This is a genomic window from Streptomyces sp. NPDC049687 (assembly GCF_044465285.1).
Classification (GTDB): domain Bacteria; phylum Actinomycetota; class Actinomycetes; order Streptomycetales; family Streptomycetaceae; genus Streptomyces.
Genome location: NZ_JBITLN010000005.1, coordinates 224,679 through 245,784, shown reverse-complemented (window position 1 = coordinate 245,784; position 21,106 = coordinate 224,679). Strand labels below are relative to the sequence as shown.

Genomic DNA, 21,106 nt, shown 5'->3' with positions numbered 1-21,106 from the left:
GCCGGGGGCCGGGGGCCCGGGGCGGAGGCCCCAGGACGAGGGCGAGGTCACCCACGCCCACCCCGTTAGACTCGTTACCACAGCCCCTCGCCCCACGCCGGAAGGCACCCCGTGTCATCAGCGACCCACGCCGCCCCCGACACCGTCCTGGTCGTCGACTTCGGCGCGCAGTACGCCCAGCTCATCGCCCGTCGAGTCCGCGAGGCCCGGGTCTACAGCGAGATCGTGCCGAGCACCATGCCGGTCCAGGAGATGCTCGCCAAGAACCCGGCGGCGATCATCCTCTCCGGCGGCCCCTCGTCCGTGTACGAGGAGGGCGCCCCCCGCCTCGACCGCGAGATCTTCGAGGCCGGCGTCCCGGTCTTCGGCATGTGCTACGGCTTCCAGCTGATGGCACAGACCCTCGGCGGCACGGTCGACAACACCGGCGCCCGCGAGTACGGCCGTACGGACCTGCACGTGTCGAAGGCGTCCTCGACCCTCTTCGAGGGCACCCCCGCCGAGCAGGCCGTCTGGATGTCGCACGGCGACGCCTGCTCCGCCGCCCCCGAGGGCTTCTCCGTCACCGCGTCCACGGACGTCGTCCCGGTCGCCGCCTTCGAGAACGACGAGAAGAAGCTGTACGGCGTCCAGTACCACCCCGAGGTCCTGCACTCCACGCACGGGCAGCAGGTTTTGGAGCACTTCCTCTACCGAGGCGCGGGCCTCACCCCGGACTGGACCACGGGCAACGTCATCGACGAGCAGGTCGCCGCGATCCGTGAGCTGGTCGGCGACAAGCGCGCCATCTGCGGTCTGTCCGGCGGCGTCGACTCCGCCGTGGCCGCCGCGCTCGTCCAGAAGGCCATCGGCTCGCAGCTGACCTGCGTCTACGTCGACCACGGCCTGATGCGCAAGGGCGAGACCGAGCAGGTCGAGAAGGACTTCGTCGCCGCGACCGGCGTCCAGCTGAAGGTCGTCGACGCGGAGGAGCGGTTCCTCAAGGCGCTCGCCGGGGTCTCCGACCCCGAGGAGAAGCGGAAGATCATCGGCCGCGAGTTCATCCGTGTCTTCGAGCAGGCCCAGGCGGAGATCATCGCGGACGAGGGGCCCGAGGTGGCCTTCCTGGTCCAGGGCACCCTCTACCCGGACGTCGTCGAGTCCGGCGGCGGCACCGGCACCGCCAACATCAAGTCCCACCACAACGTGGGCGGGCTCCCCGAGGACCTCGAGTTCCAGCTGATCGAGCCGCTGCGCAAGCTCTTCAAGGACGAGGTCCGCATGGTCGGCCAGGAGCTCGGCCTGCCGGAGGAGATCGTCCAGCGCCAGCCGTTCCCCGGCCCCGGCCTGGGCATCCGTATCGTCGGCGAGGTGACGAAGGAGCGCCTGGACCTCCTGCGTGACGCCGACGCGATCGCCCGCGAGGAACTGACGGCCGCCGGTCTCGACCGCGAGATCTGGCAGTGCCCCGTGGTCCTGCTCGCGGACGTCCGCAGCGTCGGCGTCCAGGGAGACGGCCGCACCTACGGCCACCCGATCGTCCTGCGCCCGGTCTCCTCCGAGGACGCGATGACGGCCGACTGGTCGCGTCTGCCGTACGACGTCCTGGCGAAGATCTCCACCCGGATCACCAACGAGGTGCGGGACGTCAACCGAGTCGTCGTCGACGTCACCTCCAAGCCGCCGGGCACGATCGAGTGGGAGTGATCACTTGCGCTTGATCACGCGCAAGGCCTCACCGGGCTTCCAGACCTGCACGACGAGATACGTCTCGTCCTCGACGTAGGTCCGTACGACCTCCGTCAGCTCGGTGCGGAAGAGGTGGAACGGCTCCGGCGGTTCCACCTCTTCCGTATAAGCGCCCTTGACCGCCGGATCGTCCACCTCGACCGCCCGCCCGCCGATCCGTACGTCCCCGCCGCCCATCCCCGTGCCCTCGCCCGGATTGGCCTGGAGGGCGAAGCGCGGGTCGCGGCGCAGGTCGAGCGCCTTGACCGAGCCCGGCATCATGCCGAGCCACAGCTCACCGCCCAGGAAGCGGACCTCCAGCCCGGTCGTCCGCGGGGATCCGTCCTTGCGCAGGGTCGCCAGAATGTGGTGGGTGAAGGCGGAGAAGCGCTCCTCGACGGTCTTCGCGAGTTCCGGTTCCGCCGCGGCGAACGCCGCCCAGTTCGATGTCATACGGGGAGTGTGACTCCGAATCGGGACATCTTCTGTCGGAGTTGTGTCGCGTTGCGGCGCCGCACGTCATCTTTGCATAACAACCCTGTTCTCCTGCGCTGACCGAGGGTAACTTCCGCCCGTACACCCACCCAGTGCTGGAGGACCGATGCACGGGCCCACGCCGCCTGCCCCGCTGCCCACCGACCGGCTGCAGTTCGCGATGCCGCCGATGCACGACTCGGTCGAGGACGAGCGCCGGCACCGCAAGGAACGTCTGGCGGGCGCCGTACGCCTGTTCGGGCGGTTCGGCTTCGAGGACGGGGTCTCCGGGCACATCACCGCCCGCGACCCCGAGTTCAGCGACTGCTTCTGGGTCAACCCGTTCGGCATGCCGTTCAAGCACGTCACCGTGAGCGATCTGGTGCTGGCCAACTCGGAGGGACAGGTCGTCGAGGGCCGCTACCACGTCAACCAGGCCGCCTTCACCGTCCACGCCCAGGTCCACGCCGCCCGCCCGGACGTCGTCGCCGTCGCCCACTGCCACTCGGTGCACGGCCGTGCCCTCGCCGCCCTCGGCGAACTGCTCGACCCCATCACCCAGGAGAGCTGCGCCTTCTACGAGGACCACGCCCTCTACGACGCCTACACCGGCGTCGCCGTCGACACCGAGGAGGGCCGGCGCATCGCGAGCGCCCTCGGCTCCCGCAAGGCTCTCGTCCTGCGCAACCACGGACTGCTCACCGTGGGCGACTCGGTCGACGCGGCGGCCTGGTGGTTCTTCTCCATGGAACGCTCCAGCCAGGTCCAGCTCACCGCCCGCGCCGCCGGCCGGCCCCTCCTGATCGACCACCGGGCGGCGGTGGCGACCCGGGAACAGCTCGGCGGCGACCTGGTCGCGTGGATCAACTACCAGCCCCTGTGGCAGGACATCAGCAGGAGCGAGCCGGACCTGCTGAGCTGATCGGCTCTCCGCCGGGTGCTCAGAAGTCCCGCAGTATCACTGCCTTCGTCATCGCGAACTCCTCGTCCGTGAGCACCCCGTCCCGGTGCAGCTCACCCAACTCGCGCAACTGCCGCAGCAGTACGTCGTGGTGGTCGCCCTGCGCCGGAACGGCTGCCGCGGGCCGCTCCGTCCGCTCCGCCCCGTCGACGCCGCCCTGCGTGGACGGGTGCGGCAGCCGCGCGGTGACCGCCGTCGCCACCAGCGCGGTCAGCAGATCCCGGCGCACACTGCCCCACAGGTCCAGCGCGTACGGGTCCTTCTCCGCCGGCAGCTTCGAGAACACCGTCTCGCGGGTCACGAACCGCAGAAAGCCGTCCTCGTAACCGGAGTTGGGCAGCCATTCGACCTGCACGAGGTCCCCGACGGCGATGATCCGCGGCCCCGTCGCCCGCTTCACCCGGTCCGAGGTGTCCGCCCAGTCGATCCGGACATGGGTGCCGTCGAAGGAGACCGTGCCGTCGGAGGAACGCACCGACACCGGCACCGGCGGGCCCGGCAGCAGATAGGTCTGGGTGGGCTCCTTCGGAACCTGGTCGAGCAGCAGCGCGTGCCGGATCTCCTCCGCGACGTACTCCGCCACCCCGGACCGGTCCACGTCCACCGCCAGCCGATACGGATCCGCCGCCTCGGGCAGCCGCCCGCCCGTCGCCTGCAGCAGCGGATCGGCGCCCTCCCTGAGCCGCATCCGCAGCCGCCCACGCCGGCGTTCGGGCTCGTAGACGATCCCGGCGACCGCCTCCAGCGGCACGGCGATCTCCCCGTACGTCTGCCGGAACAGCGGCACGGAACGGTGCAGGCCCGGCGTGATCCGGACCGTCGTGCCGTCGAAGGCCCAGCTCCCGTCCCGCTGGATGATCTCGGCCATACGCGAATTCTCGCAGCCGGGTCAACACGACCCCTGCCCCCTTCACCCGCTCTGACCAGACCTGCCGATGCCGGACGGTGTGCCGTAGGGCACAATTCGCTGACATCGCGGGGGAGTTGTCAGCAGGTCGGCGGCCGGAGTTCTCATCGGGTTCTTCAGGGGCCGCCGTCCGTTCGTGTCACGGGGAAGGCGGGCGTCGGACGTGGCGGTGCAGGAGGCGAGACAGGGCGCGAACCCGGGCACGGGCGCGGGCGCACACGACGGCGGCTGCACCTGCGGGGACTGCCCGCACGGTGCCCGCGAGGGACACCGGCGCGCGGTCGCCGCATTCCTGCTGAAACGCGACGAGTTCGCCGCCGGTCAGGGCCTTCCCGCCGCCGTCGCCCACTCCCCCTCGGCCTCCCGCCAATGGGTCTCCGAGGAACTCACCCAGTCCGCCGAACTCGTCGCCGAACGCGGCCGCGCCGAGGGCGAGGCCTGGCTGACCCGCCTCTGGCTGCGCACGGCGGTCGCGGTCTGGGCGTCGGTCGTGACGCTGTTGCTGGTCCAGGCCCTGACGGCGATCGGGGCGGGCTGGACCTCGGCCCGCACCGCTGGACTCCTCGCCGCCCTCCTCGTGGCGGGCGCCCTCACCACCGCCTCCTGGTTCCACCGTGCCCGCGGCGGCGCCCTCGCCCCCGTCATCGGTGAGGACAACCGCCTCTCCACCTCCCGCGCGGTCGCCGCCTCCTGGGTCCTCCTCGTCGCCTACGCCGTGCTCGTCCTCGTCGGCCGCCTCGCCGCCGCCTCCGGCCACGCCGAGCGCGACGCACTCGTCTCCGGGCTCGACCTGGCCCGCGGGGCCGGTGTGGTGACCGTCCTCGCCGTGGTCTGCGGCATCGCCGTCCTGGTCCGCCGTGTGGTCGGGCTGCGCGTCCTGGCCCAGCGCCTGCAGAAGGCACGGGCACACCGCCCCCGGGCCGCCGACCTCCTCACCGACGACTCCGGCCGAGGCAGCTTCGCCGACATCCAGTACGTCGTGATCAGCGCCGTGGCCCTGGTGTTCGCCGCGGTCCGCCTCGCCCGCCGCCCCGACCAGCTCCCCGACCTGCCCTGGGGGCTGGCGGTCGTGGTCCTGGTCTCGGCCGCGACCTACCTCGCCGGCAAGTACGCCGAGGGCGGCCGCCCCATGATCCTCTCCGTCGTCCGCTCCCGCGAGGCCGGCGACCTCGACGCCCCCATCCGCACCGGCGACGACATCGAGATCCGCGGCGCCGGCTTCGTCCCGCCCGGCGCCCAGTCCGCCGACCGCCTCTCCCGCATGGTCGTCCGCATCGGCCCCGTCCATGTCCACGTCCCCCTCGTCCCGGTCACCGGCGGCTTCAGCAACCCCACCGATGCCGTCCTCACCGTCCCGGTCCCCGCGGACGTGGAACCAGGCCGGGTGGACGTGCAGGTGGTCACCGCGGCCGGCGTGGAGACCAACCGGTACACGATCGACGTCACCGAGTGAGACGTCACCGAGTGAATGCAGGGGCGGAGTGAACCGACGGGGCGGAGAGCTCGTGCAAACAGGTGAGCGCACCCCCTATTTCGTACGTATGGTCTGTTGAGGGGTCCCACCACTCCGGGCGAGAGGCGGCTACGGGCGATGACTCACAGCATGCGGACGGACACCCACCCCCATCTCGACGGCGGGGGCCGGGGCTGGCGGGACACCGCCTCCCGGTATGCCCTCCTTCCTCTGCGGATCTTCCTTGGCGTCACCTTCATCTACGCCGGTCTCGACAAACTCACCGACAACGCCTTCTTGAAGGACGGCGGTGCCGGCTCGATCGGCGACACCATGCGGGCCGTCCGCGACTCCTCGGCCATCCCCGCCCTGGTCGACCTGGCGCTGAAGAGCCCGATCGGCTTCGGCTACGCCATCGCCCTCGGTGAGGTCGCCGTCGGCATCGGCACCCTGCTGGGACTGCTCACCCGCCTCGCCGCCCTCGGCGGCGCCCTGATCTCCCTCTCCCTCTGGCTGACGGTGAGCTGGGCCTCCGACCCGTACTACTACGGCAACGACCTCATCTACCTCATGGCCTGGCTCCCCTTCGTCCTCGCAGGCGCCCCCTATCTCTCCCTCGACGCAGCCTGGCGCAACCGACGCCGGCAATGAGCGGGTGGCGTCCGCCAGGGCGTGTGGTGAAAGTCCCGCCTGCCCGGCGGCGCCTGGCACGCACGCTCGCCGCGTTTTGTCGGGGTCCCACCGATATGTCCAGTATTGGGGGGACCCTCCGCCTTGCGATCGCACGCACCAGGCACCTCCGGGCCCGCCCTCCGGGCCCGCCCTCCGGGCGGACGACGCTACTTTCCCAACAAGCCCGAGTGCCGCGGCAGGCAACGTCTGCCCGTCAAGGAGCGGCGCGACGGGGCGAACGCTGCGTGCCGCCGCACTGGCCATCGGCCACAGCCCCGGTCCCGGCCTCGGTCCGGCGCGCGCGATCAGGCAGGCCGGGCTCAGCCCGGTGTCTCCGGGCCCGTGTCCCCGGGCGGTGCGGCCGGGCGGGGGCCACGTCGTCTGCGCAGGGAGCGGGTCGTCGCGCCCGTCGCCCCGGCCAGGGAGAGGCCGATCACGACCAGCGGGATGATCGCGAACCACGGTGTCTCCCAGAGGCCGCCCGCGTCACCTGCGTAGAGGACACCCCCGAGCGTGAAGAAGGCGCCGGCGACCAGCCTGCCCGGCTGGAACTCATGACGCAGCACGGGTCACCTCCACCTGTCCCACCCCGGCCTGAAGGTCGAGGTCGAGCGTCCCGGCGTCCTTGGCGCCCGACACCGGTGACAGTGTCACCGTCCTGTGCTTGCCAGGCTCCACGTCCACATCCTTCTTGTTCTCACCGGGCAGTTGTACGTCGCCCAGCCCGACATCGATGCTCACCTTCACCGTCACGTCCGACGGCACGATCACCCGCAGCCGGCCCGCCCCCACCTCCGCGTTGGTGCTCACCGTCTGCCCCTTGGCCAGGTCGAGCCGGGAGAGGTCCAGGGTTGCGTCACCGGTGCCGAGGTCGTAGGCCCCCCGCACCTCCGCCACCGTCGCGGGCCGCCAGCTCGTGTCGATCCAGTGGGTACTCACGTCCTTGGGCAGCACCGACGAGGAGGCCAGCAGGCCCGCCGTGACGATCGCCAGGAACACCGAGCCCGCGCCTGTGCGCCCCAGGAAGGAACTGACCGCGATGCCCGCGCCGAGCACGGTGAGCGCGGCCGCCAGACCGGCCTGCAGGCTGGTGCCGAGCGGATGATCGTCCCAGGTGAGCCGGGTGGTGAGGCAGCCCGCGAGCGCGGCGAGCAGGAAGAGCCAGCCGCCTGTCCAGCGGGGGCCGCGGGGTGCGGGGGAGCGGCCGGGCGGGGTGCGTATGTGCTCGCGGTGGCGGCCGGGGCCCAGGAGGTTGACGGTGATGGCCGCCGCGATGTCCCGGTCGCGCGGATCCCGCGGGCCCCACAGATAGCCGGTGCCCCCGACGTGTGTGCCGTCCTTGACTATGGGGTCGCGCCACCAGGAGGGGTAGGCCGCCGGGACCGGCGGGGCCTGGGCCTCCGGCGGGGCGTCGGCGACGGCCTGCGCGGCCAGTGGGTCAGAGTCCGAGGAGTCCCGGTGCCGCGACCAGTAGCCGGCGCCCGCGAGGAGGAGGGAGAGGACGACGGCGAAGGTCAGCACGCCGCCGTTGGTCAGCATCGACAGGAACACCCCGCAGCCGACCAGTGCGAACAGCACGGCCACGAGGGCCTGGCCGTCGACGCGGCCGGTCAGCAGCTTGCGCACCTCGTTCTGGTCCTCGCCGGAGTAGGGGACGAAGAGCCAGGCGAAGCCGTAGAAGATGAGGCCGATGCCGCCGGTCGCGGAGAGCACGGCGAGGGTGATCCGGAAGATCACCGGGTCCATGTCGCACTGCCGGCCAAGCCCCGCACACACCCCGGCGAGCACCTTGTGCCGCCGGTCGCGCCGGAACCCGGCGGGCCGCTCGACCGCCTCGGCACCTTCGCCCGCGCCCGGTACCGCCGCCGTGCCGGTTCCAGCACCCAAGCCCGCGCCCTTTTCCTCCGTGGCCGCGTCGGGCGCGGTGCCCCCGTCGGGCACGGCGTCCGCGGCGTGCTGGTGATCTGTCATGAGTCCATGGTGGCGGGCGCACGGCCCCGGCGGCAGTCGGTATGACCCTGGTCGGACCCTGATATCGGCCCTGAGCCCGGGCCCGGGAGGCGTTCGACCTGCGGCGGGGCCGAAGATCAGGGGCGTCTCCGGGGAGAACCCTGATGCCCGGCCCCGCCCGCCGTGTGACCATCGTTGGCATGCCGGAAGCCGCAGCAGCACCACTCGCCGAACCGCGGCCGCCGCGCAAGCTCTACCGCAGCAGCGACGGACGCTGGCTGGGTGGCGTGGCGCGGGGGCTCGCCGGGCATCTCGGGCTGCCCGTCGTATGGGTGCGGCTCGTCTTCGTCGGCCTGTTCATGGCGGACGGCCTCGGCGCCCTGCTCTACGCGGCCTTCTGGTTCTTCGTGCCGCTCGGCGTCGGCGGCGTCGGCGACCAGAAGCCCCCGTCCCTCGTCACCACCGAGACCGCGTCCGACGGCCGCCGCAGACTCGTCGCGCGCAGACCGGACCGGGGCCAGATCGTCGCCCTGCTCCTCATGGTGGTCGTCGCTCTGGTCTTCGTGAGCAACGTGAACCTGGGCAGCGGTGCCAAGGCGTATCTCCTGCCCGCCGTCCTCGTCGGCGCGGGTGTCGCCCTCGTCTGGCGCCAGGCGGACAACGCCCGCCGGGCCCGCTGGGTCGAGGTCGGCCGCAGACGGCGTACGCTCACGCTCCTGCGCGCCGGCGCCGGTGTCCTGCTCGTCACCGCCGGTGTCTCCGGCATCTTCGTCCTGCAGGGCTCCGCCGCCCACCTCGACTCCGTCCTGCAGGCCGCGCTCGCCGTGCTCGTCGGCATCACGCTCCTGGCCGGGCCCTACCTGGTCCGGATGACCCAGGACCTCTCCGAGGAGCGCCTGATGCGCATCCGGGCCCAGGAGCGTGCCGAGGTCGCCGCCCATGTCCACGACTCAGTGCTGCACACCCTGACCCTGATCCAGCGCAACGCGGAGAACGCCAACGAGGTGCGCCGACTCGCCCGTGCCCAGGAGCGCGACCTGCGCACCTGGCTCTACAAGCCCGAGGGCACCGGCAAGGACGAGGCGGACGAGCCCACCACGGTCGCCGACGCGGTCCGGCGCAACGCGGCGGAGGTCGAGGACAAGCACGGCGTCCCCATAGAGGTCGTGGTCGTGGGCGACTGCCCGCTGGACGAACGGGTCGGCGCACAGATGCAGGCCGCGCGCGAGGCGATGGTGAACGCCGCCAAGTACGGTGGCGAGGGCGGCGCCGTGCAGGTCTACGCCGAAGTCGAGGGCAGGACGGTCTTCGTGTCCGTCCGGGACCGCGGCCCCGGCTTCGACCTCGACTCGATACCCGCCGACCGCATGGGCGTTAGAGAATCGATCATCGGCCGCATGGAGCGCAACGGCGGCACGGCGCGGCTGCGGGCGGTCCCGGGCGGCGGCACGGAGGTCGAGCTGGAGATGGAGAGGGCGGAGAAGTCATGAGCGACCCGACCGAGGCGAACGGAACGGCGGAGGCGGCCGAGCCGGCGCGGACCTCCGGCGAGAACAGGGGCGGGCGGCGCGTGCGCGTGGTCCTCGTCGACGACCACCGTATGTTCCGCACGGGAGTGCAGGCCGAGATCGGCCAGACCGAGCAGACCGGCGTCGAGGTCGTCGGTGAGGCCGCGGACGTCGACCAGGCGGTCACCGTCATCACCGCGACCCGGCCCGAGGTGGTCCTCCTCGACGTCCATCTGCCCGGTGGCGGCGGGGTCGAAGTGCTGCGACGCTGCGCCGCGTTGATGGGCGACGCCGAGCGGCCGGTGCGGTTCCTCGCCCTGTCCGTCTCGGACGCGGCGGAGGATGTGATCGGGGTGATCCGGGGTGGCGCCCGGGGGTACGTCACCAAGACGATCACGGGGACCGACCTGGTCGACTCCGTCTTCCGGGTGCAGGAGGGGGACGCGGTCTTCTCGCCTCGTCTCGCGGGGTTCGTCCTGGACGCGTTCGCCTCCACCGACGCGCCGCCGGTCGACGAGGACCTCGACCGCCTCACCCAGCGGGAGCGCGAGGTGCTGCGCCTCATCGCCCGTGGCTACGCCTACAAGGAGATCGCCAAGCAGTTGTTCATCTCGGTGAAGACGGTCGAGTCCCATGTCTCGGCGGTGCTCCGCAAACTCCAGCTGTCCAACCGCCATGAGCTGACGCGGTGGGCGACGGCGCGGCGACTGGTCTGACGCCATGGCGACCGGGCCTCACACCACCCGCGTCGCCCCCGCGAACGGCATCTCGTCGATGGGGGCGATGCGTACCGGGGCCGACGGGTTCGGGGCGTGGATCATCCGGCCGTTGCCGATGTAGAGGCCGACGTGGGTGATGCCGGAGTAGAAGAAGACCAGGTCGCCCGGGAGGAGTTCGGAGCGGGAGACGCGTTGGCCGGCGCCGATCTGGGCGTAGGTCGTGCGGGGCAGGGAGATTCCGGCGGAGCGGTAGGCGGCCAGGACGAGGCCCGAGCAGTCGAAGGCGTCGGGGCCCGTCGCGCCCCAGACGTAGGGGCTGCCGAGCTTGGAGTAGGCGAAGGCGACGGCTTCGGCCGCACGGGAGTTGGGGGCGGCGGTGGGGCCGGTGCCGGGCGCCTGGAGGGTGTCGCGGGGGCTGGAGGTCCGGGAGGCGCGGTCGCCGTTTCCGGCGCCGCCGCTCGGGTCCGCGCCGATGCGGGCCCGTTCCGCCGCCGTCAGCCCGGAGAGCAGACGGCGGGCCGTCTCCAGCTTGTCGGTGATTGTCTTCTTGTGCTTCTCCAGTTCCGTCCGGCGGGTTTTGAGGGAGGACAGTTCGATGCGTGCGGCGCCCCGCAACTGCTCGATCTCCCGCAGCTGTTGACGCACCCGGGCGACGGCGGCCGACTGCCGGTCACCGGCGCGTTCGGCGAAGGCGGCACCGTCGAGGTACTGGTCGGGGTCGTCGGAGAGCGCCAGTTGCACGGCCGGGTCGAGCCCGCCGCTGCGGTACTGCGCGGCCGCCATCGCACCCAGCGTTTCCCGTGCCGAGTTGAGCTTCTCCTCCTTGCGTGCCGCCTCGTCCCGCAGGGTCTTCAGGTGCTGCTCGGCGGCGGCCGCCTTCTCCCGGGCGCCGTTGTACTTCTCGGTGGCTGCCTCCGCCTGCTGGTACAGCTTGTCCACCCTGGCCTTGACCTGCGCTGCGGTCAGCTGCGGTTCGGCCTGTCCGGTTCCGTCGAAGGCCGTGGCCGTCGCCGCACCGGCGAGGGCGAGGGTGAACGCCGAACGGGCCGTCTGGCCGCCGAGCGAGCGCTGTCGGGGCTTGCGGTGCGCTGCCACGTGGGACTTGCACGTCCTTTCGTACCTCCGCCTCGGCCGTACGGTCGTCGGACGGTCGTCGGACGGACCCACGGGATGTCAGTCGACCCCTCGGCCGTCGGGGGAGCGGACGGACGGCCGAGGAGAGCGGCTGACGTGTCCGGCGGCGGCCCGCACAGGGGGAGCGGGGCGCCGCCGGACCTTTCGGCGGTGGTGGCCGACTGCCGCCCCTGGTCCGGGCGGCGGTGGGGAGCCGGTCACCTGGGGGAGGACGCTAGGCCCGTCTGTGTCGGGTTGGTAACGCGATGTGCGGTAATGGCACGAGTGGATCACCAGGTGACCGTTTCTGCCCAGGGAGCCGGGCGGGGGCGTCGGATTCGCGCGGCGCGGTGACCGATGCGGCGATTCCGGGGCACTTCGGCACGGTCGGCTGCTACGGACGCATATATGCAGGCGCGATCACGTATGCGGGGCCGGTGTCGGGTGGCCGGAGCGGGGCTGATTAGCATCCGGGCTCATGGACGTACTCATCCATCTTTTCGTCGGCCTGCACATCATCGGCATCGCCGCGCTCCTCGGTGGCTTCCTCACACAGATGAAGGCGATGGGTCAGGGCACGGCCCGTTTCGTTCCCGCGATGCTGCACGGCGCGGCGACGATGCTGGTCACCGGGGTGATCCTGGTGGGCCTCAACCAGGCGGACGACCAGCCCGTCAACAACATCAAGATCGGCGTGAAGCTGGCGCTGCTGATCGTGATCCTCGGCCTGGTCTATGTGAAGCGGGACGACGAGAAGGTGGAGAAGCCCCTGTTCGGCCTGGTCGGCCTGCTGACCGTGGCGAACGTCTTCATCGCGGTCCTGTGGACCTGACCCGAGCGCCGGCCGCCGCCGACGCCACGGCCAGCCAGGCCGCCACCGCGACCCACAGCAGCACCTCCCCGGGCCCCTTCAGCCAGGGCACGCGCAGGGCGGCGGCGACGGCCGACGTCGCCACCGCCGTCATCCCCATCGGGAACACCGTCGCCCACCGCCGCACGTCGTAGCGCGGTCGCGGACGGAGTACCTCCGCGACGAGCAGAACGGCGTACCAGCACAGCGCGAGCACCAGCAGCGCGGCGGTCACCACCCGCAGAACGCCCCTGTCGTCGGCGCTCCACAGGTAGAGCTCCCCGCGGTCGGCGGTGATGAGACTCGCCCCCGCGAGCGCCGAGACGGCCGGCGCCCCGCCCGCAACCCACTGGTCCCCGGCGCCCTCGGTCAGTTGCCGCCAGTCGAACAGGGCCGGCATCGGCACGTAGAGCAGCAGCCCCAGCCAGAACAGCACCAGCGCGGTGTGCGCCGGCCAGGCCACCGCCTCCGCCTTGGCGAGCGTCGCGCCCAGCACCGCGAGCCCCTGGGTGGCCACGCAGCACAGGAACACGTCCCCGCGCATCCGCCCCAGGTGCCCCACCACGTGCCGTACGACATGCCGTACGACTCCTGCCATCAGCACCGGCCAGAGCACCGCCGACAGGGCCAGCAACGCCCAGGCGAGGCTCTGCCGGCCGAGCGCCGAGACCCGCGTGCCGAGCACGGTCGTGGCGGCCACGGCGGTCAGTCCGCCCGGCGCACCCGCCTCCGCCGACCACCGCTCGCGCTCCCGCACCAGCCGTACGACGAAGTCCGCGCCCAGCGCCACCCAGGCGGCGCCCGCCAGCGCCAGGGCGACGCGGGACAGGACGCCGTACCCGGCCGACTGCAGTCCGACCGACAGGATGCCGGTCGCCAGCACGGCGGCGCCGGCCGCCGGCGGACGCTGCGCCCACCGGGCGCGACGGGAGGAGGAGCCGGGCATGGGGCCGATGCTAGTGCCGCGGCAGGGCAGGCAACGTTCGCCCCGTCGCGACGCCCGGCACGCTCCCCCAGAGGGGGCGCCCCCACCCGCCGTGGCGAGCGGCTCGTTGCGGGGGGGGCACACGCGGGCCGTACGCGCGCGTAGCTACAGAAAACGGCCCACGCGCGTGCGTGGCCGGCGCGCCCGCCTCGGCCGGGTGCACCGCGCGGGCGCCTCGGGCCGGTCGTGCCGACCGGTGCCTCAGGCCGGGCGGACCACGCTGTGGATGCCCGACTCGCCGTCGTAGTAGATCGACTCCTCGCGGACGTACGCGCCCGGCTTCGGGGCGTGGATCATCATGCCGTTGCCGATGTAGATGCCGACGTGGCTGACGTCGTCGTAGAAGAAGACCAGGTCGCCGGGCTGGGCGTCGGCGAGGGAGACGGTGGTGCCGGCGTTCACCTGGTCGTAGGTGGTGCGCGGGAGGGTGACGCCCGCCGCCTTCCAGGCGGCCTGCGTGAGGCCGGAACAGTCGTAGGAGTCGGGGCCGGTCGCGCCCCAGACGTACGGCTTGCCGATCTGTGCGCGGGCGAAGGCGAGGGCCTTCTGGGCCTTGGTGGCGTACGAGGAGTCCGTCGTGGACGACGAGGAGCCGGCGGTCCCCGAGGAGTCGGCGCTCTGCTGCTGGGCGGTCTGTTCGGCGGCCTGCTGCCGGGCGAGCTCCGCCGCCTGGCGCGCGGCCTCCTCCTGCTTCTGCTTCTCGATCTCCGCCAGCCGCGCCTTCTCCTGGGCGGTCAGCTGCGACAGCAGCTCGCGCGCCGCGCTGAGCTTCTTCTGGACGGTCGCCTTGGCGGTCTTCAGGTCGCTCTGCGTGTCGGTGAGCGTGGCGAGGCTCTCGGCGGCCTCCTGCCGCTTCTTCATCGTCGCCGACTGCTCGGTGACGTAGTCGTCGACCGCGCCCTTCTGGCGGTCGGTCAGCCGACTCATCAGCTGCGTCCGGTCGAAGTAGTCCTGCGGGGAGTCCGCGAGCAGGAAGGTCGCCGTGTCGGGCGCGGAGGAGCCGGTGCGGTACTGGGCGGCGGCGAAGGAACCCAGCTCCTCACGTGCCTCGTTGAGTTTCTGGGTGCGCTGGGCCACGTCGTCCAGGAGGCCGTCCACACGCTTGCGCTGCTTGGTCGTCTGCTCCTTGGCGGCGTTGTACTTCTCGGTCGCCGACTCCGCCTGGCGGTAGAGGTCGTCGACCTTCTTCTCGACCTCCTCCAGGCTCGGCCTGCCGTCGTCGGACGGGGCGGCGTTCGCCGACTGGGAGAGCAGGGCCACGGACGTGAGGGCGGCGGTGGCGAGAGCGGGGGTGCGTATGCCTGCCACGCGTGTGCCCGGGAAGCGCGGCTTGCGGTGCTGCGACGCCAAGAGAGGCGACTCCTTCCATCGTCCGCCTACCGGGTTAGCTGTCGGGTTCGGGCGGATGGTTCGGAAGGGCGCCCTACGGCCCGTCCCGGGAGGGGAGGCGGGCCGATTCACCCCAGGGGTTCGGTGGGTCCCCGGCTCCGGCTGCCGCACAGGGGCGCACCGGACTCGGCGGAGGCCGTGCGGCCCGGCGAGGTTCGCCGGTGGGGATCCGTAGGGCCTGCCCGGCACGGTAGCCAACTGGTGTGGCCCCTGTGAAGGTTGATGGGCGATATGCCCGGTACATTTTCGTTACCTTGAGCAAAGCCCGTACGCGGGGTCACGTGCTGTGATAGGGCCGCCTCGGAAGGTGAGGGCGGGGGATGTTCCCGGGACGGCGTCCGCGTTGTCGGTGGGGCACCCTAGACTCGGAGAGCGATGAGCAGCCTCTTTGACGACAGCTTCCTGGCGGACCTCCAGGGCCCCCGCGGCCACGGGGAGGAACCCCCGCCACCGCCCGAGGACGATCACACTCCGGAATCGGTTCCGGACGATCTGTTCGGCGGGAAGTTCGACGTGCCACCGGACCGGGACGCCTACTATCGCGACGGCGCCGCGCGCCCGGCGATCGACACGGCGGCACTCCTCGAGGGGCTGAACGACAACCAGCGCGCGGCCGTCGTCCACGCCGGCACCCCCCTGCTCATCGTCGCCGGCGCCGGCTCCGGCAAGACGCGCGTGCTCACCCACCGCATCGCCCACCTCCTCGCCGAGCGCGGCGTGCACCCGGGCCAGATCCTCGCGATCACCTTCACCAACAAGGCCGCGGGTGAGATGAAGGAGCGCGTCGAGCAGCTCGTCGGCCCGCGCGCGAACGCGATGTGGGTGATGACCTTCCACAGCGCGTGCGTGCGCATCCTGCGCAGGGAGAGCAAGAAGCTGGGCTTCACCTCCTCCTTCTCGATCTACGACGCCGCCGACTCCAAGCGCCTGATGGCCCTGGTCTGCCGCGACCTCGACCTCGACCCCAAGCGCTTTCCGCCGAAGTCCTTCAGTGCCAAGATCAGCAACCTGAAGAACGAGCTGATCGACGAGGAGGACTTCGCCGCCCAGGCCACCGACGGCTTCGAGAAGACCCTCGCCCAGGCCTACGCCATGTACCAGTCGCGGCTGCGCGAGGCGAACGCCCTCGACTTCGACGACCTGATCATGACGACGGTCAATCTGCTGCGCGCCTTCCCGGACGTCGCCGAGCACTACCGCCGCCGCTTCCGGCACGTCCTGGTCGACGAGTACCAGGACACCAACCACGCCCAGTACGCCCTGGTCAGGGAGCTGGTCGGCACCTCCGAGCACCCGGTCGACGTACCGCCCGGCGACTACGACGTGCCACCCGCCGAGCTGTGCGTCGTGGGTGACGCCGACCAGTCGATCTACGCCTTCCGGGGCGCCACGATCCGCAACATCCTCCAGTTCGAGGAGGACTACCCGGACGCGACGACGATCCTCCTCGAGCAGAACTACCGCTCGACGCAGACCATTCTGAGCGCGGCCAACGCGGTCATCGAGCGCAATGAGTCCCGCCGCCCCAAGAACCTGTGGACCAACGCGGGCGCGGGCGCGCGCATCACCGGCTATGTCGCCGACACCGAGCACGACGAGGCCCAGTTCGTCGCCGACGAGATAGACCGCCTCACGGACGCGGGCGACGCCAAGGCCGGCGATGTCGCCGTCTTCTACCGCACCAACGCCCAGTCCCGTGTCTTCGAAGAGGTCTTCATCCGCGTCGGCCTGCCGTACAAGGTCGTCGGCGGTGTCCGCTTCTACGAGCGCAAGGAGGTCCGGGACGTCCTGGCCTACCTGCGTGTCCTCGCCAACCCGGAGGACTCCGTCCCGCTGCGCCGGATCCTCAACGTCCCCAAGCGCGGCATCGGCGACCGCGCCGAGGCGATGATCGACGCCCTCTCGCAGCGGGAGAAGATCAGCTTCGCGCAGGCGCTGAAGCGCGTCGACGAGGCGTACGGCATGGCCGCGCGGTCGACGAACGCCGTGAAGCGGTTCAACGCGCTGATGGAGGAACTCCGTACGATCGTCGAGTCCGGCGCGGGCCCCGCGACCGTGCTGGAGGCCGTGCTGGAACGCACCGGCTACCTCGCCGAGTTGCAGGCCTCCACCGACCCGCAGGACGAGACGCGGATCGAGAACCTCCAGGAACTCGCCGCCGTGGCCCTGGAGTTCGAGCAGGAGTCCGGCGAGGGCGAGACGTCCGGCTCACTCGCCGACTTCCTGGAGAGGGTCGCGCTCGTCGCCGACTCCGACCAGATCCCCGACGAGGACGAGGACGGCTCCGGCGTCATCACCCTGATGACCCTGCACACCGCCAAGGGCCTGGAGTTCCCGGTCGTCTTCCTCACCGGCATGGAGGACGGCGTGTTCCCGCACATGCGCGCCCTCGGCCAGGCCAAGGAACTGGAGGAGGAGCGCCGGCTCGCGTACGTGGGCATCACGCGCGCGCGGGAACGGCTGTATCTCACCCGTTCGTCGCTGCGCAGTGCCTGGGGGCAGCCGTCGTACAACCCGCCCTCCCGGTTCCTGGAGGAGATCCCGGCGACGCATGTGGACTGGAAGCGGACCGGGGCGACCGCGCCCGTGTCCTCCGGTCCGGTCTCCGGGGTGGCGGCCTCGCTGTCCTCGTCCCGCTCGCGCTCCTCGGCCGCCGGTGCCTCCGGGTTCGCGACGCGCCGGGCGGCGGCGGAGAAGCCGGTGGTCTCGCTGGCCGTCGGCGACCGCGTCACGCACGACCAGTTCGGGCTCGGCACGGTGGTCGGAGTGAAGGGCACGGGAGCGAACGCGGAGGCGACGATCGACTTCGGCGACACCAAGCCCAAGCGGCTGCTGCTGCGGTACGCACCGGTGGAGAAGCTGTAGCCGCACGAGGGGAGCCCCCGCTCGCGCAACGGGGGCTCAGGGTGCGGCGGTCGCGGTGCTACGTCGGGTCGAGCCCGTGGCTGCGCAGCCACGGCAGCGGGTCTATCGGGGAGCTTCCGGCCGGCCGGACCTCGAAGTGCAGGTGCGGGCCGGTGGAGTTGCCCGAGTTGCCGGAGTAGGCGATCGGGTCGCCGGCCTTCACCGTCGTACCGGAGGCGACGCGGTAGCTGGAGAGGTGGCAGTACCAGGTCTCCGTGCCGTCCTTCGCCGTCACGATCAGCATGTTGCCGTAGGCGCTGTTCCACTGCGTCCGTACGGTGCCGTCGGTGGCGGCCATCACGGTGGTGCCGTAGGAGACCGGGAAGTCGATGCCGGTGTGCTGGGACATCCAGTTGACGCCGGCCTGGCCGAAGTAGGCGCTGAGCCCGCGTTGGGCGACCGGGAGGGCGTACTTCGGGCGCAGCCGCTCCTTGCGGGCCGCCTCCGCCGCCGCCTTCTTCTGCTCGGCCTCCTGCTGCGCCTTGAGGTCGATGCGCTCCTGCGTCCGGCTGGCCCGGTCGGCGAAGTCGTCGGCCTCGGCGCTGAGGGTCTCGAGCTGGGAGTCCAGCTTGTTGTTGGCGGCGACCGGTTTCACCGCCTGCGCGTCCGAGGCGGAGGTCGTGGTGTCCTGGGCGTCGCCGCCGGTCAGCGTGGAGACGGAGGCGGCGGCGATGCCGGCGACGCCCATCACACACGCCGAGGGCACGGCCACGGTCAGCAGCGCTGAGCGCTTCGTGGGCGTACGGCGGCGGGAACGGCCGCCGTTGCGGGCGGCGGCGCGCGTCGTGGGGGCCGGAGTGGCCTCCTCCTGGTCGTCCAGGAGGGGGAGCTCGGAAACGGCGGGCAGCTCACCCGTGGCGGTCGACTCGTCGCCGTCCGGGGCCTGTTCGCCGTAGCCGACGGTGTCGAAGGTGGCGGTGGCCTGCTGGTCGAAGGGGATCTCGGCCGGCTGGTCGTACTCGTCGGAGGCCGGGGTGGTGGCCGCGCCGCCGTCGGAGTTCCACTGCGTGGCGTCGTAGGCGCCGGTGTCGAAGACCTGCGTGTCCCATACCCAGTGCTGGGTCTGGTCGGCCGGGCCGCAGGACTGGTCGGGCTGCTGCCAGGCGTTCGCCCCGCCCTCGGAGAGGGGTGACCCCCAGCCGTTGGTTTCGGGCGCCGTGGCCTGCGGCGGGACGACCGGCAGCGGCTGCTGGTCGGTGGGCCAGCCGGTGGTGTCGTACGCGCCCGAGTCGTAGGCGGCGTGGTGCTGGGCCGCGTACGGGTCGTAGTTCAGGGTGTGGTGGCCGCCCGTGTCGTGGAGCTGCCGGCCGGTGTCCACCATCGTCGGGTGGGCACTCGTGGCCCACTGCCCGTTGTCGTACACGCCGTCGGCGGTGCCCGTGCCGTCGCCGGGGAGGCTGCCGAAGAGAGGGTCGGTCACGAAGTGGCCGGTGCCGTAACCGCCATGGGTGAAGCCGTCGTACTGGGCTTCCTGGGTGCCGTAGGACGCGTAGTGCGTGGAGTCGGCGTCGGAAGCCGGAGCCGGGGTCATGGTCCCCGACGGGTGACGGTCGTTCACCAACTTCTCTCTCGCCTCGACAACAGGGGCTGCCAGAGCAGTGCGGCGACTGTACCCGGCGGTATGCGGGCGCGACAATCTTCCGCAGGTTTCGTGCCCGCAGGAAAGGGGCAATCGGCCGTGATTCGGGGGACGGCGGGCACGGGTTTGGCCCTATGTTCGAAGAGCGTTCGACGGGTGAGGGCCGTCCGATGGCTGTGCGGGGGCCCGGCCACCCGGTGAACGACGCCCCGGCAGGCTTTCAGGCCACCGTCAGTCCGCCGGTCCGCGGGTCGGCCGCGGCCACCGTCTCCGAGGCGTCGAGGGCCTGCCGTATGCCTGTCGCGACCGCCGGGTGGACGGGGAGGGCGAGATGACCGATGCCGGTCACCCGGACGTTCTGCGCGTGCAGGTCCGGGTGGTCGATGCAGGCGGTCTCCAGCGGGTCCATCAGGTGGTCCAGGTCGCTCCAGAAGCTGACGAAGTGCGTGCGGCAGCCGGGCGCGGGCCGGGACAGTTCCTCGATGACCTCCGAACCGGGGCGCATCTGGCGCACGATGGGGTGCGCGTTCGCCAGCGGCGCCACCCGGGTGCCGGAGTGCGGGGTGCCGAGTGTGACCAGGGTGCGGACCCGGACGTCACCGCCCAGCCGCTGGACGTAGTAGCGGGCTATCAGGCCGCCCAGGCTGTGCCCCACCATGTCGACCCGGCTGCTGCCGGTGCGTGCGCAGATCTCCTCTACGTGCCGCCCCAGCAACTCGGCCGCGATACGGATGTCACAGGTCAGCGGGGAGTAGTTGAGCGACTCCACGCGGTGCCTGCCGTGCTGGGCGAGACTGCGGCGCAACAGGACGAAGACGGAGCGGTTGTCGATGAAGCCGTGCAGGAGGACGACCGGCGGCGGGGCCTGGGTGGGAAGCCGCGGGGGGAACTCGGTGCCATTTTCCCCGATCGCGTCGTTCTTCGCTGCCGGAAGCGCGGGGCGGCGGCGCTCCTGGGTGATGCCGGAGGGGTAGAGCAGCAGATGGCCCGCGAGGATGGCGGCGTCCAGGACGGTGGCCTTCAGCAGTGCCGTGGAGAGGCCGGCCAGTCTGCTCGGGAGGCTCGGCAGCAGGCGCTGACACAGCGGAAGAATGGGCTGCAGCGCCCTGGTGACCTGCATGGCCGACCTCCTGTCGGCACGCCGAGGACGTCCCTGTCCCCCGTGTGCCCTCGAGGGAAGTCGCGGCGGAGGAGATCGGCCGAGCGGCGGAGGGCCGAGGCCCCCGGCGCCCGTCCTGCCAATGCCGATGCGCCGTACCGCCGCGGCGTGCGGCCTGCGGCGCGGCGGTACGGCGACCTCGTTTGCGGCTCCCGTTTCTGTCCCATTGTGTGATTTCCCCCTCGGCGCATGTCATGAAACTGCCGGTTGGGGAATGCTGGCGATAACGTTCGTTCACTTCCCCGGCCCGGTGGCACGGGGTGTCCGGACCATCGAGGACGGACGGAGTCGCTTCAGGGAGGCAGTGATGGGTGTGGCAGCCGGTCCGATCCGTGTGGTGGTGGCCAAGCCTGGACTCGACGGCCATGATCGTGGGGCCAAGGTGATCGCACGGGCGTTGCGCGACGCCGGTATGGAGGTCATCTACACCGGGCTCCACCAGACCCCGGAGCAGATCGTCGACACGGCGATCCAGGAGGACGCCGACGCGATCGGGCTGTCCATTCTGTCCGGAGCGCACAACACGCTCTTCGCCGCGGTGATCGAGTTGCTCGAGGAGCGGGACGCGGCGGACATCCTGGTCTTCGGTGGGGGGATCATTCCCGAGGCGGACATCGCGCCGCTGAAGGAGAAGGGGGTTGCGGAGATCTTCACGCCGGGGGCGACGACCGCTTCGATCGTGGAGTGGGTGCGGGCCAATGTCCGGCAGCCGGCGGGGGCGTGAGCCTGCGGCGCCTGGACCGGGTTGGGTGCGGGTGGTTCGGGGTGAGCGGCCC

General features: G+C 71.6%; 18 protein-coding genes and 1 riboswitch. Of the genes, 9 read left to right on the top strand and 9 right to left on the bottom strand.

Annotation, left to right across the window (positions count from 1 at the left end):
* Positions 1 to 111 precede the first annotated feature (111 nt).
* Complete coding sequence (guaA, locus tag ACIBVL_RS18150) at positions 112 to 1,686, top strand: glutamine-hydrolyzing GMP synthase (RefSeq protein ID WP_399098172.1); 1,575 nt, start codon at positions 112 to 114, stop codon at positions 1,684 to 1,686.
* On the opposite strand, the gene ACIBVL_RS18145 is transcribed toward guaA, so the two are convergent.
* On the bottom strand, positions 1,687 to 2,160 hold the full coding sequence (locus ACIBVL_RS18145) for a pyridoxamine 5'-phosphate oxidase family protein (RefSeq protein WP_399098171.1): 474 nt from the start codon (positions 2,158 to 2,160) through the stop codon (positions 1,687 to 1,689).
* A gap of 148 nt (positions 2,161 to 2,308) precedes the next feature.
* On the opposite strand from ACIBVL_RS18145, the gene ACIBVL_RS18140 reads away from it, so the two are divergent.
* On the top strand, positions 2,309 to 3,103 hold the full coding sequence (locus tag ACIBVL_RS18140; RefSeq protein WP_399098170.1) for a class II aldolase/adducin family protein: 795 nt from the start codon (positions 2,309 to 2,311) through the stop codon (positions 3,101 to 3,103).
* A gap of 19 nt (positions 3,104 to 3,122) precedes the next feature.
* Here the strand turns inward: ACIBVL_RS18140 and ACIBVL_RS18135 are convergent, their stop codons facing one another.
* On the bottom strand, positions 3,123 to 4,010 hold the full coding sequence (locus ACIBVL_RS18135) for a DUF4429 domain-containing protein (protein ID WP_399098169.1): 888 nt from the start codon (positions 4,008 to 4,010) through the stop codon (positions 3,123 to 3,125).
* Positions 4,011 to 4,212: 202 nt separating this feature from the next.
* On the opposite strand from ACIBVL_RS18135, the gene ACIBVL_RS18130 reads away from it, so the two are divergent.
* On the top strand, positions 4,213 to 5,502 hold the full coding sequence (locus ACIBVL_RS18130; RefSeq protein ID WP_399098168.1) for a hypothetical protein: 1,290 nt from the start codon (positions 4,213 to 4,215) through the stop codon (positions 5,500 to 5,502).
* Between the two features lie 138 nt (positions 5,503 to 5,640).
* On the top strand, positions 5,641 to 6,153 hold the full coding sequence (locus ACIBVL_RS18125) for a DoxX family membrane protein (protein WP_399098167.1): 513 nt from the start codon (positions 5,641 to 5,643) through the stop codon (positions 6,151 to 6,153).
* A 341-nt stretch (positions 6,154 to 6,494) separates the two neighbouring features.
* On the opposite strand, the gene ACIBVL_RS18120 is transcribed toward ACIBVL_RS18125, so the two are convergent.
* Positions 6,495 to 6,740 (bottom strand): hypothetical protein, encoded by a 246-nt coding sequence (locus tag ACIBVL_RS18120; protein ID WP_399098166.1) that lies wholly within the window; start codon positions 6,738 to 6,740, stop codon positions 6,495 to 6,497.
* Positions 6,727 to 8,145, bottom strand: coding sequence for a PspC domain-containing protein (locus ACIBVL_RS18115; RefSeq protein ID WP_399098165.1), 1,419 nt, complete (start codon positions 8,143 to 8,145; stop codon positions 6,727 to 6,729). The genes ACIBVL_RS18120 and ACIBVL_RS18115 overlap by 14 nt, the downstream gene beginning before the upstream one ends.
* 143 nt (positions 8,146 to 8,288) lie before the next feature.
* Here ACIBVL_RS18115 and ACIBVL_RS18110 point away from each other — a divergent pair, with 143 nt between their 5' ends.
* Together ACIBVL_RS18110 and ACIBVL_RS18105 are read left to right on the top strand one after the other, a co-directional pair.
* Positions 8,289 to 9,614, top strand: coding sequence for a PspC domain-containing protein (locus ACIBVL_RS18110; protein WP_399098164.1), 1,326 nt, complete (start codon positions 8,289 to 8,291; stop codon positions 9,612 to 9,614).
* Positions 9,611 to 10,348 (top strand): LuxR C-terminal-related transcriptional regulator, encoded by a 738-nt coding sequence (locus ACIBVL_RS18105; RefSeq protein WP_399098163.1) that lies wholly within the window; start codon positions 9,611 to 9,613, stop codon positions 10,346 to 10,348. The genes ACIBVL_RS18110 and ACIBVL_RS18105 overlap by 4 nt, the downstream gene beginning before the upstream one ends.
* A gap of 18 nt (positions 10,349 to 10,366) precedes the next feature.
* On the opposite strand, the gene ACIBVL_RS18100 is transcribed toward ACIBVL_RS18105, so the two are convergent.
* Positions 10,367 to 11,446: an NlpC/P60 family protein gene (locus ACIBVL_RS18100; protein ID WP_399098161.1), complete on the bottom strand. Its 1,080-nt coding sequence runs from the start codon at positions 11,444 to 11,446 to the stop codon at positions 10,367 to 10,369.
* A 496-nt stretch (positions 11,447 to 11,942) separates the two neighbouring features.
* Between ACIBVL_RS18100 and ACIBVL_RS18095 the strand changes: the two genes are divergently transcribed.
* Complete coding sequence (locus ACIBVL_RS18095; RefSeq protein WP_399098159.1) at positions 11,943 to 12,296, top strand: hypothetical protein; 354 nt, start codon at positions 11,943 to 11,945, stop codon at positions 12,294 to 12,296.
* Here the strand turns inward: ACIBVL_RS18095 and ACIBVL_RS18090 are convergent.
* Both ACIBVL_RS18090 and ACIBVL_RS18085 read right to left on the bottom strand, forming a co-directional pair.
* Positions 12,274 to 13,260 carry a tellurite resistance/C4-dicarboxylate transporter family protein gene (locus tag ACIBVL_RS18090; protein WP_399098158.1) on the bottom strand — a complete coding sequence of 329 codons (987 nt, stop codon included), beginning with the start codon at positions 13,258 to 13,260 and terminating at the stop codon, positions 12,274 to 12,276. The genes ACIBVL_RS18095 and ACIBVL_RS18090 overlap by 23 nt on opposite strands.
* 240 nt (positions 13,261 to 13,500) lie before the next feature.
* On the bottom strand, positions 13,501 to 14,649 hold the full coding sequence (locus ACIBVL_RS18085; protein WP_399098157.1) for an NlpC/P60 family protein: 1,149 nt from the start codon (positions 14,647 to 14,649) through the stop codon (positions 13,501 to 13,503).
* Positions 14,650 to 14,656: 7 nt separating this feature from the next.
* Positions 14,657 to 14,830, bottom strand: a riboswitch (cyclic di-AMP (ydaO/yuaA leader).
* 233 nt (positions 14,831 to 15,063) lie between these two features.
* Here ACIBVL_RS18085 and pcrA point away from each other — a divergent pair.
* The gene (pcrA, locus tag ACIBVL_RS18080) at positions 15,064 to 17,553 is read left to right on the top strand and encodes a DNA helicase PcrA (RefSeq protein ID WP_399098156.1); all 2,490 of its coding nucleotides are present in this window, start codon (positions 15,064 to 15,066) and stop codon (positions 17,551 to 17,553) included.
* Between the two features lie 58 nt (positions 17,554 to 17,611).
* Here pcrA and ACIBVL_RS18075 read toward each other — a convergent pair whose 3' ends face one another.
* Together ACIBVL_RS18075 and ACIBVL_RS18070 are read right to left on the bottom strand one after the other, a co-directional pair.
* On the bottom strand, positions 17,612 to 19,150 hold the full coding sequence (locus ACIBVL_RS18075; protein WP_399098155.1) for a M23 family metallopeptidase: 1,539 nt from the start codon (positions 19,148 to 19,150) through the stop codon (positions 17,612 to 17,614).
* Positions 19,151 to 19,391: 241 nt separating this feature from the next.
* The gene (locus ACIBVL_RS18070) at positions 19,392 to 20,291 is read right to left on the bottom strand and encodes a lipase family alpha/beta hydrolase (RefSeq protein WP_399098154.1); all 900 of its coding nucleotides are present in this window, start codon (positions 20,289 to 20,291) and stop codon (positions 19,392 to 19,394) included.
* Positions 20,292 to 20,637: 346 nt separating this feature from the next.
* Between ACIBVL_RS18070 and ACIBVL_RS18065 the strand changes: the two genes are divergently transcribed.
* Positions 20,638 to 21,054 (top strand): cobalamin B12-binding domain-containing protein, encoded by a 417-nt coding sequence (locus tag ACIBVL_RS18065; protein ID WP_399098152.1) that lies wholly within the window; start codon positions 20,638 to 20,640, stop codon positions 21,052 to 21,054.
* Positions 21,055 to 21,106 lie beyond the last annotated feature (52 nt).